The organism is Litchfieldella rifensis (assembly GCF_042646605.1).
Taxonomy (GTDB): domain Bacteria; phylum Pseudomonadota; class Gammaproteobacteria; order Pseudomonadales; family Halomonadaceae; genus Litchfieldella; species Litchfieldella rifensis.
In genome coordinates this window covers 147,465-159,520 of the sequence record NZ_JBHRUG010000019.1, presented here as the reverse complement: position 1 = coordinate 159,520, position 12,056 = coordinate 147,465, and the positions used below count along the sequence as shown (strand labels likewise).

Annotated in this window: 11 protein-coding genes and 1 pseudogene; 6 read left to right on the top strand and 6 right to left on the bottom strand. The window is 62.2% G+C overall.

Annotated elements, in window-relative coordinates; translation table 11 throughout:
* Window positions 1-11: 11 nt before the first annotated feature.
* Genes rep through pyrE form a run of 3 tightly spaced genes read right to left on the bottom strand, consistent with a single transcriptional unit; the run spans window position 12 to window position 3,233 of the window.
* Window positions 12-2,075: a DNA helicase Rep gene (gene rep, locus ACFOEV_RS10070; protein ID WP_386773444.1), complete on the bottom strand. Its 2,064-nt coding sequence runs from the start codon at window positions 2,073-2,075 to the stop codon at window positions 12-14.
* A 3-nt stretch (window positions 2,076-2,078) separates the two neighbouring features.
* Window positions 2,079-2,570: a tRNA (uridine(34)/cytosine(34)/5-carboxymethylaminomethyluridine(34)-2'-O)-methyltransferase TrmL gene (gene trmL, locus ACFOEV_RS10065; RefSeq protein WP_386773442.1), complete on the bottom strand. Its 492-nt coding sequence runs from the start codon at window positions 2,568-2,570 to the stop codon at window positions 2,079-2,081.
* Window positions 2,571-2,579: 9 nt separating this feature from the next.
* The gene (gene pyrE, locus ACFOEV_RS10060; protein WP_386773440.1) at window positions 2,580-3,233 is read right to left on the bottom strand and encodes an orotate phosphoribosyltransferase; all 654 of its coding nucleotides are present in this window, start codon (window positions 3,231-3,233) and stop codon (window positions 2,580-2,582) included.
* A 119-nt stretch (window positions 3,234-3,352) separates the two neighbouring features.
* Here pyrE and ACFOEV_RS10055 point away from each other — a divergent pair, with 119 nt between their 5' ends.
* Window positions 3,353-4,120 (top strand): exodeoxyribonuclease III, encoded by a 768-nt coding sequence (locus tag ACFOEV_RS10055; protein WP_386773438.1) that lies wholly within the window; start codon window positions 3,353-3,355, stop codon window positions 4,118-4,120.
* Window positions 4,121-4,188: 68 nt separating this feature from the next.
* Here the strand turns inward: ACFOEV_RS10055 and rph are convergent, their stop codons facing one another.
* Complete coding sequence (gene rph / locus ACFOEV_RS10050; protein ID WP_386773436.1) at window positions 4,189-4,911, bottom strand: ribonuclease PH; 723 nt, start codon at window positions 4,909-4,911, stop codon at window positions 4,189-4,191.
* A gap of 318 nt (window positions 4,912-5,229) precedes the next feature.
* Here rph and ACFOEV_RS10045 point away from each other — a divergent pair, with 318 nt between their 5' ends.
* A complete protein-coding gene (locus tag ACFOEV_RS10045) occupies window positions 5,230-6,093 on the top strand; it encodes a YicC/YloC family endoribonuclease (protein ID WP_386773434.1) in 864 nt (287 codons plus the stop codon).
* 30 nt (window positions 6,094-6,123) lie between these two features.
* On the opposite strand, the pseudogene ACFOEV_RS10040 reads toward ACFOEV_RS10045, so the two are convergent.
* Together ACFOEV_RS10040 and ACFOEV_RS10035 are read right to left on the bottom strand one after the other, a co-directional pair.
* Window positions 6,124-6,228, bottom strand: a pseudogene (locus tag ACFOEV_RS10040) (IS481 family transposase); the annotation flags it as partial.
* Window positions 6,183-7,346 carry an MFS transporter gene (locus tag ACFOEV_RS10035; RefSeq protein WP_386773879.1) on the bottom strand — a complete coding sequence of 388 codons (1,164 nt, stop codon included), beginning with the start codon at window positions 7,344-7,346 and terminating at the stop codon, window positions 6,183-6,185. The gene ACFOEV_RS10035 and the pseudogene ACFOEV_RS10040, both read right to left, overlap by 46 nt.
* A 233-nt stretch (window positions 7,347-7,579) precedes the next feature.
* Here ACFOEV_RS10035 and ACFOEV_RS10030 point away from each other — a divergent pair, with 233 nt between their 5' ends.
* The 4 genes from ACFOEV_RS10030 (at window position 7,580) to ACFOEV_RS10015 (ending at window position 12,049) form a co-directional block, all read left to right on the top strand.
* Window positions 7,580-8,473: a LysR family transcriptional regulator gene (locus ACFOEV_RS10030; RefSeq protein WP_386773432.1), complete on the top strand. Its 894-nt coding sequence runs from the start codon at window positions 7,580-7,582 to the stop codon at window positions 8,471-8,473.
* A gap of 164 nt (window positions 8,474-8,637) precedes the next feature.
* Window positions 8,638-9,105, top strand: coding sequence for a (2Fe-2S)-binding protein (locus tag ACFOEV_RS10025; protein WP_386773430.1), 468 nt, complete (start codon window positions 8,638-8,640; stop codon window positions 9,103-9,105).
* Window positions 9,102-11,441, top strand: coding sequence for a xanthine dehydrogenase family protein molybdopterin-binding subunit (locus ACFOEV_RS10020; RefSeq protein WP_386773428.1), 2,340 nt, complete (start codon window positions 9,102-9,104; stop codon window positions 11,439-11,441). The genes ACFOEV_RS10025 and ACFOEV_RS10020 overlap by 4 nt, the downstream gene beginning before the upstream one ends.
* A gap of 224 nt (window positions 11,442-11,665) precedes the next feature.
* Window positions 11,666-12,049, top strand: coding sequence for a cyclophilin-like fold protein (locus ACFOEV_RS10015; protein WP_386773426.1), 384 nt, complete (start codon window positions 11,666-11,668; stop codon window positions 12,047-12,049).
* The last annotated feature ends 7 nt before the right edge of the window (window positions 12,050-12,056 follow it).

Sequence of the window (12,056 nt, the reverse complement as noted above, 5' to 3'; positions counted from 1 at the left end):
GCCTCGGGCAGTCAGCCCAGCAACGAACGAATCCCCGCCAGCGCATCCTGGCCCCGGGCTTGTTTCTTATCCGGGTCTTCCCTGTCGGCCCGCCCCTCCCATTCCAGGTCGTCGGCGGGCAGTTCGTCGAGGAAGCGGCTCGGCGTGCAGTCCAGCAATTCGCCATAGGCCTTGCGCTGGCGAGCCAGGGTCAAGGTCAGGGTGCGCCGCGCCCGGGTGATGCCCACGTAGGCCAGGCGGCGCTCCTCCTCCACCGTGCCGGCCTCGATGGCGTTGCGGTGCGGCAGCAGCTCCTCTTCCAGCCCCAGCAGGTAGACATGCGGGAACTCCAGCCCCTTGGAGGCATGCATGGTCAGCAGTTGCACCCGGTCGGAGTCGTCTTCTTCCGCCTGCTGCTCGAGGATGTCGCGCAGCACCAGGCGCGAGATGGCGGCCTCCACGCCGTCGGTCTCGGTATCCTCGCTGGCGGTGCTCTCTTCGGCTCTCTCTTCCGGGTCATGCTGCATCGACTTCTCGAGCTGGTCGATCAGTATCCACACGTTGGCCATGCGCCGCTCGGCGATGGTCGGCGCGCTGGCGTTCTGGTACAGCCAGGCCTCGTAGTCCATGTCGCGCAGCATGTCGCGGATGGCGGCCAGGGCGTCACCCTGGTCCATGCGCCGCCTGACGCCGTCGATGAAGTGGGTGAAGCGCGACAGGCGCTCCACCGCCCGCGTCGGCAGCACCTGCTCCAGGCCCAGTTCGTGGCAGCCCGCGAATAGCGAGATGCCGCGCTCGGTGGCGTAGTTGGCGAGCTTCTCCAGGGTGCCGGGGCCGATCTCGCGGCGCGGCACGTTGACGATGCGCAGGAAGGCGTTGTCGTCGGCCGGGTTGATCAGCAGCCGCAGGTAGGCCATGGCGTCCTTGATCTCGCCGCGCGAGAAGAAGGAGGTGCCGCCGGAGAGCTTGTAGGGAATCTGGTAGTGCTGGAGTTTGAGTTCCAGCAGCCGGGCCTGGAAGTTGCCGCGGTAGAGCACCGCGAAGTCGCGCCACTCGGCGCGTTCCTTGATGCGCCGGGTGAGGATCTCGCTGGCCACGCGTTCGGCCTCGGCCTCCTCGTGGCGATTGACCACCACGCGAATCGCCTCGCCCGGGCCCATCTCCGACCACAGGGTCTTGTCGTAGACGTGGGGGTTGTTGGCGATCAGGGTATTGGCGGCGCGCAGGATGGTGCCGGTGGAGCGGTAGTTCTGCTCGAGCTTGATCACCCGGAGGCGCGGGAAGTCCTCACCGAGGGTCACCAGGTTCTCGGGACGCGCCCCGCGCCAGGCGTAAATCGACTGGTCGTCGTCGCCGACCACGGTGAAGGTCTTGCGCTCGTCCATCAGCAGCTTGACCAGCAGGTACTGCGAGACGTTGGTGTCCTGGTATTCGTCCACCAGCATGTAGTGGATGCGTTTGCGCCACCGAGAGAGAGCCTCCGGGTCGCGCTGCAGCAAGACCACCGGCAGCAGGATCAGGTCGTCGAAGTCGACGGCGTTGTAGGCCTTGAGGTGCCGTCCGTAGGCTTCGTAGACCCGCGCCGCGTACTGCTCGTCGTCATCGGCGGCGTGCGACAGCGCATCGCCCGGCAGCACCAGGTCGTTCTTCCATTGCGAGATCTGGTGCTGCACGGCGTTGATCTGCTCGGCATCGACCTGGGCATCCTTGTTCATCAGGTCGCGCAGCAGCGCCTTGGCGTCGTCCGGGTCGAACAGCGAGAACCCCGGCTTGTAGCCGAGTGCCTTGAGCTCGCCGCGGATGATGTTGAGCCCCAGGGTGTGAAAGGTCGAGACCGTCAGGCCATGGCCTTCCTTGCCCTTGAGCATCTGGCCGACGCGCTCCTTCATCTCGCGGGCGGCCTTGTTGGTGAAGGTCACCGCGGCAATGCGACGCGCGCTCATGCCGCACTCCTGCACCAGGTAGGCGATCTTGGTGGTGATCACGCTGGTCTTGCCCGAGCCGGCCCCGGCCAGTACCAGGCAGGGGCCGTCGATATAGCGCACCGCTTCCTGCTGGCGGGGGTTGAGCTTGGTCAGGCGCTGCTGGATCGACATCGATCACTCCTTGGGGGCGGCAATATCGATGTCCGCGGCGCCCTGGAACCCGAGCTGACGCCAGGCCTCGAAGATGATCACCGCGCAGGCGTTGGACAGGTTCAGGCTGCGGCTGTCGGGCAGCATGGGAATGCGCAGACGCTGCGCCTCGGGCAGGGCATCGAGCATCGCCTGGGGCAGGCCGCGGGTCTCGGGGCCGAACACCAGCGCATCGCCGGGGCGGTAGCGGGGTTCATGGTAGCCGGTGCGGCCGCGGGTCGAGATCGCGAAGACCCGCACCGGCGCCACGCTGGCGACGAACGCCGGCCAGTCGCGATGCACCTGCACCCGCGCCCATTCATGGTAATCCAGCCCGGCCCGCTTGAGGCGCCGGTCGTCGAGCACAAAGCCCAGCGGTTCGATCAGGTGCAGGCGAAAGCCGGTATTGGCGCACAGCCGGATCAGGTTGCCGGTATTGGGCGGGATTTCGGGTTCGTAGAGCACCACGTCGAGCATGGCCGACGCTCAGCGCGTGACGCCATGGCGCGACCGATAGTCGCGGATGGCTGCGGCATGACGCCGCATGTCGTCGCCGGCCTGTTCTTCGAGGTAGGCTAGGAGCATGTCCAGCGTGACGATGCTGACCACCGGAATGCCATAGCGATGCTCGACTTCCTGGATGGCACTCAGCTCGCCGTTGCCGCGCTCCTGACGGTCGAGCGCGATCACCACCCCGGCGGCCTCGGCGCCGGCGGCCTCGATCAGGCCCATGACCTCGCGGATGGCCGTGCCGGCGGTGATCACGTCGTCGATGATCAGGATGCGACCGGCCAGGTCGGCACCGACGATATTGCCGCCCTCGCCGTGATCCTTGACTTCCTTGCGATTGAAGGCGAAGGGCAGGTCGCGGCCGTGATGTTCGGCCAGCGCCACGGCGGTGCTGGCGGCCAGCGGAATGCCCTTGTAGGCCGGGCCGAACAGCACGTCGGCAGCCAGGCCGCTGGCCACGATGGCCTGGGCATAACAGCGCCCGAGCCGGGCCAGCGCGGCGCCGCTCTTGAACAGGCCGGCGTTGAAGAAGTAGGGGCTGATCCGACCGGACTTGAGGGTGAACTCGCCGAAACGCAGTACCCCTTGGTCGATGGCGAATTCGATGAACTCGCGTTGGTATGGCTGCATGCTGTCCGCCCCACGACTGTCCACCACAAGTCTCCCTATCATGATTATAAGCTCAGGCCATTTACCAAAACGTCGAAACGTCGGGTATCATACACGCGCGACGGAAAAGGGACCACGTAATGAAAATCGCCAGCATCAATGTCAACGGCATCCGCGAAGCGGTTGGTCGAGGTTTTCTCGACTGGTTAGGCAATCAGGACGCCGACGTCGTCTGTGTGCAGAACCTCAAGGCCAAGAGCTTCGAACTGGATGACAGCATCCTCTACCCGGAAGGCTACGAGGGCTATTTCCTCGACGCCGAACAGGACGGTTTCTCCGGTGTGGGGCTGTACTGCCGCAAGATCCCCAAGGCTATCATGTATGGCCTGGGTTTCGAGCAGTGCGACCATGAAGGACGCTTCCTGCAGGCCGATTACGAGCGCTTCAGCATCGCCAGCTTCCTGATGCCCGACGGCAGCGACCCCGCCGCCAAGCAGGCCTTCATGGCCCAGTATCAGGAATACCTGTCGAAGATGGCCAGGAAGCGCCGCGAGTACATCATCTGCGGCACCTGGCATGTCGCCCACAAGACCATCGACCTGGCCAACTGGGCGGATAACCAGACCACGCCGGGCTTCAAGCCGGAAGAGCGCGCCTGGATGGATCAGGTATTCGGCCCCACCGGCTTCATCGACACCTTCCGCGAGATCAATCGCGATGCCGGTGAGTACACCTGGTGGCCGGCGCTGGACCAGGATCAGCCGCGATCGCGCCAGGAGGGCTGGCGACTCGACTACCAGGTGGTGGGCCCCAACTTCCGCCGCCATGTGGTCGACGCCTGGATCGACTACGACGCGACCTTCTCGGAATTCGCCCCGCTGATCGTCGAATACGATCTCACCCTCTAAGCGCCCTCGCCGTTCCCCGTCCCCATGACGCCGGCCCCGTGGCCGGCGTCATGCGTTGGCGAGACGGCCTAGCCGCGAATGCCCAAGGCCTCGCGTTGGTGCTCGAACAGCCCCCGCCCGGCGTTCTCCGCCAGATCGAGCATGGCGTCGAGCTCGGCCCGGGTGAATTCTCCCGCCTCGGCGGTGCCCTGGACCTCGATCAGGCCGCCGCCCTCGGTCATCACCACGTTCATGTCGGTATCGGCGCCGCTGTCCTCGGGATAGTCGAGATCGACCACCGGCGTACCGCGGAAGATCCCCACCGACACCGAGCTGACCAGCTGCTTGAAGGGATCCTGCTGGATCAGCTTCTTGCGTTGCAGGTAACGGATGGCGTCGACCAGCGCCACGCAGCCGCCGGTGATCGAGGCGGTGCGGGTGCCGCCGTCGGCCTGGATCACGTCACAGTCGACGGTGATGGTGAATTCGCCGAGGCGCTTCAGATTGACCGCCGCGCGCAGCGAACGGCCGATCAGGCGCTGGATCTCCAGGGTGCGGCCGCCCTGCTTGCCGCGGGCCGCCTCGCGGCCGCCACGGGTGTGGGTGGCGCGCGGCAGCATGCCGTATTCGGCCGTGACCCAGCCCTGGTTCTTGCCGCGCAACCAGCGCGGCACCCCGGCCTCGACGCTGGCGTTGCACAGCACCTTGGTGTCGCCGAACTCGACCAGTACCGAGCCTTCGGCATGGCGGGTGTAGTCACGGGTCAGGGTGATCTCGCGGGGTTGGTCGGGCTGTCGTCCACTGGGGCGCATAGGCGTTCTCAATGACTCTCTTGCATTCGGTTGACTAGGCTTTGTCCGAAAACTGCCTGCGCTCGACCATACGGCGTTAAAAATCAGCTCGTGCGCGAGTCCGATCAAAGTGCTCATTTACACCCACGTAAACTCTGCTTTTTCGCTAATTTTTGCCTTGTCTGGCCATCGCTCGGCGACTTTTCGTACAAACCCTAACGTTCGCCGGAGCGAATCGTCCGGCATGGAGCGCCATTCTACACGCTTGGGCGAGGGAATCGGTTACACTATTGAGTTCTCGATACTTCATGGCCAAGCCACTGCGTACCAGGAGTCAGCATGGTTCACAGCATGACCGCTTTCGCCCGCCATAGCCGGGAAGCCGACTGGGGCAGCCTGCACCTCGAGCTGCGCTCGGTGAATCAGCGCTATCTCGACCTGCATTTCCGCCTGCCCGAGACGCTGCGCGACCTGGAACCCGCCTATCGCGACGCCTTGCGCGGCCGCCTGGCACGCGGCAAGGTGGAGTGCACCCTGCGCTTCGAGCCCTCCGCTGTCGGCGAGAACCTGGCGGTCAACCGCGAACGACTCGCCGAGCTGGCCCGCGCCGTGGTGGAGGTGCGCAGCGAACTGCCCGGTGTGGCGATGCCCGACGCCCTGTCAATGCTCGAACACCCGGGCATTCTCTACGCCCAGGGTCTCGACCTGGAGGCCGTCAAGGCCGCCGCGCTGGAGCTCTTCGACGCCGCCCTGGACGACCTGGTCGCCGGCCGCGCCCGCGAGGGCGAACAACTCGCGGCCTTGATCCAAAGTCGCCTGAACGGGGTGCGCGAGCAGGTCGCCGCCGTGCGCGCCCAACTGCCGGGAATCCTCGAGCGCCAACGCGCCCAGCTCCTCGATCGCCTCGAGGTGGTACGCGCCGAGCTCGACCCCCAACGCCTGGAAGCCGAACTCACGCTATTGGCGCAGAAGGCCGACGTCGACGAGGAGCTCGACCGCCTGGAAACCCACGTCACCGAGGTAGAGCGTCAGCTCAAGCAGAAAGGCCCGGTCGGCCGGCGGCTCGACTTCCTGATGCAGGAACTCAACCGCGAGGCCAATACCCTGTCGTCCAAGGCCGTGGTTGCCGAGTCCACCCGCTGCGCAGTGGAGCTCAAGGTGCTGATCGAGCAGATGCGCGAGCAGATCCAAAACATCGAGTGATGTTCTGCGGTGCTCGAGGTAGTTGTTTGACCCAGGATAATTAATGACTCGTTTGTGAAATAGCTCTGGCTGCATCCTCTGCCACTGCTTCATGGCATCAGTCGGTGTCTGATGATGCAGCACTTTCTGGATGAGGTGTCCTTGAGAAGCCGGTTGCCAGATCCAACCAGCAAGACCGCTATGCCGGATAACACCGCACTTCCCATAAAGGCCGCGTCGACTCCGATATGATCAAGCAGCGCACCACCGAGCGCTGCGCCGAGCAGAATGGAAGCCTGTATGGCAGCAACGATCAGACTGCCAGCCGCTTCGGGCGCGTCGCCCACATTCTGGGAAAGCCAGGCCATCCAGCCGATCGACATGGCGGTATTCATGATGCCCCAAATGGCCAGCAGCGCCGCTGTCGTAACTACCAATTGTCCGAACCCGATGAGGCCGAGCGTCACCACCGCCATTGTCAGCGGCACCATTTGTAGCAACCGAATGACGTGGTCATTGGCATACCTGCCACCGGCCCACGTACCGATAAAGCCGCTACAGCCGAGTACGAGAAAGAGCTGGGACAGTGTCACCACATCGGCACCGGTGACCGTTTCGAGGAAGGGGCGCAGGTAGGCGAACATCGAGAAGGCACCGGCGAAGGTTAAAATCACAGCGGTGATTCCCCGGGCAAAATAGGGGCGCTTTAACACCGCAAGAAGTGAGCGAAACGATTGCCGATCATCTGCCGGCAATGATGGCAGGACCAGCAATTGCCACACGAGGTTCAGTGCCACGATCGGAACCAGAATCCAGAAGACACCTCGCCAGCCGATTATCCCGCCGAGGTAACTGCCAATCGGAGCGGCAAACGCTGCCGCCACGGCCTGCCCCGTATACATGACGGCGAGGGCTCTGGATACGCTCTCTTTGGGCACCAGCCTCATAATCACCGCCGTCCCGAGAGCCCAGAATCCTCCTATACAGATTCCCAGCAGCGCGCGAGCCAGCATCAGCACGATGAAGGTGGGGGCTGCTGCAATGAGACCCAGCGAGAGCAGCATCAACCCCGTCATGGTGACCAGTGCCCATTTGCGATCAATGCGTCCCGCCAGAGTTGTCATTAGGAGGCTCGCGGTCACCGCGAAAAAACCACTGATGGAAATTGCCTGGCCTGTCTGGCCTTCGGTAGCGCCAAGGCTGTCGGCGATGGGGGTCAACAGGCTTACCGGCATGAATTCGGAGGCAATCAACATGGCGACACACAGGGACATGGAAAACACCGCCCCCCAGGCGCCAGCTTGCTGCGGGATATCCATTGTCGAATTCTTGCTGGTCATAGTCCCCTCTCTGGGCGGTTGGCACGAGGACGGCAAGCTTAAGTCCAGGCGCGCGCCTGCAACAATCATGTTCGACTCATAGAAACAATGAATTCTGCGCATGGATAAAGTGCTAAACCCCCTTCTTGGGCGGGGTAAACTGAAAGAACATGCTACAGAGGTCATGAATGATGCGGGAGGAACTAGGCGATCTAGTGGTGTTCATGGCGGTCGCGGAGGAACGCAGTTTTACACGGGCATCCGTACGTTTGGGGTTATCCCAATCCGCTGTCAGTCACACGGTTCGGCGACTGGAGGAATCCATAGGGCTCAAGTTGTTGAACCGAACATCAAGGCGAGTATCCACCACCGATGCTGGTGAGAAGCTGCTGGATGCGTTACGCCCCAGCTTTGGGCAGATCAATGCCCGCATCGAGGAAATTCGCATGCTGGGTGATGCACCCCGGGGCCTGGTGCGGCTGACGGCGAGCAAGGCTGCCGCCCGTGCGGTTTTGTGGCCTAAAATCTCCCAGATCGTGCGTGACTATCCGGAAATTCAGATCGAATTGAATCTGGAAAGCCGGCTGACAGATTTGGCCGAGGATCGATTTGATGCCGGCGTGCGGCTCCGTGAATTCGTCAGTCCCGACATGATCGCGGTGAAAATTGGTCCACTGATTCGAATGGTTGCCGTAGCAGCGCCAGAGTATTTCCGAAAGCACGGCGTTCCAAAACACCCTTCCGACCTGGATGACCATGCCTGTCTTTCACTGCGCTTTAGCTCGCATGCGCCAGCGTATGACTGGGAGTTTGAGAAAGAGGGAGAGGCCATCGTCAAGAAGGTTTCCGGGCCGCTGATCTTCAGTGAGAGCGATCTGTGCATTGATGCGGCCAAGGAAGGGCATGGAATTGCCTTTGTGACCGAGTCCGAGGTCATCGACGACATCGAGGATGGCAAGCTGCGCCGGGTGCTTGCCGACTGGTGCCCGCCCTTCGACGGGTACCATTTGTGTTACTCGGGTCGTCGTCAGATCAGTTCTGCCTTCCGCTTGGTCATTGACCGGTTGCGTTACCGGGACTGACGGGGGTGTGCCTTCGGTTCGTTCGCCGATCGATGAATTCGGTGCATAGGTCCATGCCGTTCCAGGGTATGGATTTGCTTGATGCGCAAACTAGACTCTGACGGGATTTGAACGTGTTTTGCCGAGAAAACCTGGCGCGAGGCGACTATAACGGGAGAGAACCAATGGTGACCCTTACCATCAACGGCGAGGAACACAAGCTGGACGTGCCAGACGACATGCCCCTGTTGTGGGCATTGAGAGACATCGTAAAGCTTACCGGTACCAAGTTTGGCTGTGGCATGTCCCTGTGTGGCGCTTGTACCGTGCATGTTGATGGTCAGGCTACACGCTCCTGCGTAACCCCCGTGTCGCGCGTCGAAGGCAGGTCCGTGACAACCATCGAAGCGATGGAAACGGATCCGATAGGCCGGCGGGTGCAAGAGGCCTGGCTGGATTTGGGCGTTGCGCAGTGCGGTTACTGTCAGGGTGGACAGATCATGAACGCTACCGGCCTTCTCAAGCAGAATGCCAATCCTAGTGATCAACAGATTGACGATGCCATGAGCGGCAACCTTTGCCGTTGCGGCACTTACACTCGGATTCGCCAGGCTATTCATCGCGCAGCGGAAGCAGGGGAGCAGCAGGCATGAACCGGTCTTCCGACAATCTGATTCTGGAGAACGTCAGCCGCCGCAGCTTCCTGAAGGGATTGGCCGCCGGCAGTGCTCTGGTCCTCGCGGCCAAATGGGACCTGGCGTTGGCGCAACAGGAAAAACCATACGGCGCCGACGCCATGCCCGGTGGCTGGGTGGACGATCCGAACGTGTTCATCCGAATCGACGAGGATGGCACGGTCACCATCGTCAACCATCGAGCCGAGATGGGGCAGGGCATTCGTACCAGTCTCGTGATGGTGGCGGCCGATGAGCTGGGCGCGGATTGGCAACGGGTTCGTGTTGAGCAGGCGCCGGGCAACCACGACAAATACGGGAATCAGAATACCGACGGCTCACGCAGCATGCGTCACTGGTTCGATCCCATGCGCCGTGCAGCAGCGGCAGCGCGGACCATGCTGGAACAGGCCGCGGCCCAGCGCTGGGCTGTGCCCGTGGATGAGTGCCAGGCCGGGGTGCACGTCGTGGTGCATGAGCCCACTGGTCGGGAACTTGCGTTTGGCGAGCTCGCGCGGACTGCCCGGGAGCTGCCAGTGCCTGAGCGCTCAACGCTCAGGCTGAAGCCGAGGGAAGCCTGGCGGTATCTGGGCAAGGAAACCGGGCCTCACCGGAATGTAACTGGCGACAAGGTACAGCGCCCGTTGGCGATCGATAGTCAGGATATCGTGACCGGCCAGGCAGTGTACGGTGCGGACGTTGGATTCGACGACATGTTGTACGCCGTCATCGCCCGGCCACCCGTGTACGGTGCTGAAGTCGCGAGCGTAGACCAGGCCGAGGCCAGGAAAGTGCCCGGTGTTGTCGATGTACGGCAAATCGATGGCACTCGCCAACCCGGCGGGTTCGAGCCGTTGGGGGGCGTCGCAGTACTGGCCGAAAATACCTGGGCAGCCATCCAGGGACGCAACGCGCTCAAGATCGAGTGGGACAATGGCCCCGCCGGCGACAATGCCAGCTACGACACCAGGGCCTTCACCGAAGAACTGATGCAGCGTGCCGAATCGCCCGGGCAAGTCATTCGCTCCGAGGGGGATATCGAATCGGCCCTGGGCAATGCCGAGACCAGGGTCCAGGCAAGCTATTACATGCCGCATATGGCACAGGCCCCTATGGAACCGCCCGTTGCCATCGCCCGGATGTCCGATGGGCGTGCGGAAGTCTGGGCGCCGCTGCAGAATCCGCAGGCGGCTCGCGACGGCGTTGCCCAACGTCTGGGACTGGAACCCGATGCGGTGACGGTGAACGTCACCCTGCTTGGTGGCGGTTTCGGCCGCAAATCCAAACCGGATTTCGTGGTTGAGGCGGCGGAACTGGCAAAAGCCTATAAGGGCCGCGCGGTTCGTGTGCAATGGACCCGCGAGGATGACCTGCACCACGCCTATTTCCATGCCCTCTCCGTTGACCGCCTGGAGGCGGGCCTCGACGCCGACGGCAAGGCCCTGGGCTGGCGACACAGAACCCTGTCGCCAAGTATCGGCTCACTGTTTGCCGAGGACCCCAGGCATAAAGGCAATTTCGAGCTGGGCATGGGGTTCAATACCCTTCCGTTCAATATTCCGGCGATTCAGCTTGAGAATCCGCCCGCATCCGCCCACGTGCGCATTGGCTGGTTCCGGGCCGTCTACAATCTGTCGCACGCCTTTGCCATTCAAAGCTTCGTGGCGGAGATGGCGGAAGCAGCGGGACGAGATCACAGGGATTACCTGCTGGAACTGTTGGGGCCGGCTCGCGAGATCAATCCCCAAGCCGTTGGCGACGACTGGAATTATGGGGAAAATCCCGATCTCTACCCGATCGATGTCGGCCGCCTGCGCGGTGTTGTCGAGAAAGCAACGGCTGAAGCCGGCTGGGGCAAGCAACGGCCGGCAGGACGAGGCATGGGCCTGGCTGTCCACCATAGTTTCGCCTCGTACGCGGCCGTGGTGTTTGACGTTGAGGTACAGGATGACAGCAGCCTGATCATCCATAGCGCGGATATCGCCTTCGACTGCGGACCGCAGGTTAACCCTGAGCGTATACGTTCCCAAATGGAGGGGGCTTGCGTGATGGGGATTGGTATTGCGCTACAGAGTGAAATCACCTTGGCGGAAGGCCGCGTCCAGCAGGATAACTTTCACCAGTATGAGTTTGCCCGCATGCGTCATGCGCCCCGAGCGATACGGGTACACCTGATCAACGACAACCCGGACATCGCACCCGGCGGGGTGGGGGAGCCTGGGCTTCCGCCAGTCGCTCCGGCACTTTGCAACGCCATCCACGCCGCAACAGGAAAACGCATCCGGCGTCTCCCTGTGGGTAACCAGTTGAGTTGAGGCCTGTACAAAGTCGATCCATGAATTCTGTGCATGGCTCCTTGTACCTAAACCCCCTATATCAAAGCCAGCCCGCTTCCTAGAATGGCAACCATCATTTCACGACAATGATGGTTCTCCACACGATGAATCTAATCCATAGACCAATCTGGATGCTAGGCAGCGGGCTTCTTATCGTCGCCTACCTGGGATTTGCAGGTATTGCTTGGGCAGGGAGTGAATCAGTGCAAGCACAGAACGAGAGCACACAAGGCAACGTTGAGATTGTCCTGAATGTTGAGGGCCAGGACATAGTGGTGGCACTGGAAGATTCTGCCACCACACGGGACTTCCTGTCGCAGCTTCCCCTTACACTGACCTTCGAAGATCACCACGGGACAGAAAAAATCAGTTACCTGCCTCAAAGGTTGTCTACGGAAGGGGCGCCCGAGGGATACGACCCCCAGGTCGGTACCCTTGCCTACTATGCGCCATGGGGGAATCTGGCCCTTTACTACAAGGACTTCGTTTACTCCAGGTCGTTGATTAACCTCGGCTCCATTACGTCAGGGCTGGAAGTACTCAGCCAATTCCCAACATTTACGGCAACCATCACCCTGGCTGATTAGAACCATT

What these genes read in the sequence shown, in the direction of transcription:
- ACFOEV_RS10055 (WP_386773438.1), top strand. Translation starts at nt 3,353, where the DNA reads ATGAAAATCGCCAGCATCAATGTCAACGGCATCCGCGAAGCGGTTGGT.
- trmL (WP_386773442.1), bottom strand. Translation starts at nt 2,570, where the DNA reads ATGCTCGACGTGGTGCTCTACGAACCCGAAATCCCGCCCAATACCGGC.
- ACFOEV_RS10045 (WP_386773434.1), top strand. Translation starts at nt 5,230, where the DNA reads ATGGTTCACAGCATGACCGCTTTCGCCCGCCATAGCCGGGAAGCCGAC.
- rph (WP_386773436.1), bottom strand. Translation starts at nt 4,911, where the DNA reads ATGCGCCCCAGTGGACGACAGCCCGACCAACCCCGCGAGATCACCCTG.
- rep (WP_386773444.1), bottom strand. Translation starts at nt 2,075, where the DNA reads ATGTCGATCCAGCAGCGCCTGACCAAGCTCAACCCCCGCCAGCAGGAA.
- ACFOEV_RS10020 (WP_386773428.1), top strand. Translation starts at nt 9,102, where the DNA reads ATGAACCGGTCTTCCGACAATCTGATTCTGGAGAACGTCAGCCGCCGC.
- pyrE (WP_386773440.1), bottom strand. Translation starts at nt 3,233, where the DNA reads ATGCAGCCATACCAACGCGAGTTCATCGAATTCGCCATCGACCAAGGG.
- ACFOEV_RS10025 (WP_386773430.1), top strand. Translation starts at nt 8,638, where the DNA reads ATGGTGACCCTTACCATCAACGGCGAGGAACACAAGCTGGACGTGCCA.
- ACFOEV_RS10030 (WP_386773432.1), top strand. Translation starts at nt 7,580, where the DNA reads ATGATGCGGGAGGAACTAGGCGATCTAGTGGTGTTCATGGCGGTCGCG.
- ACFOEV_RS10035 (WP_386773879.1), bottom strand. Translation starts at nt 7,346, where the DNA reads ATGTCCCTGTGTGTCGCCATGTTGATTGCCTCCGAATTCATGCCGGTA.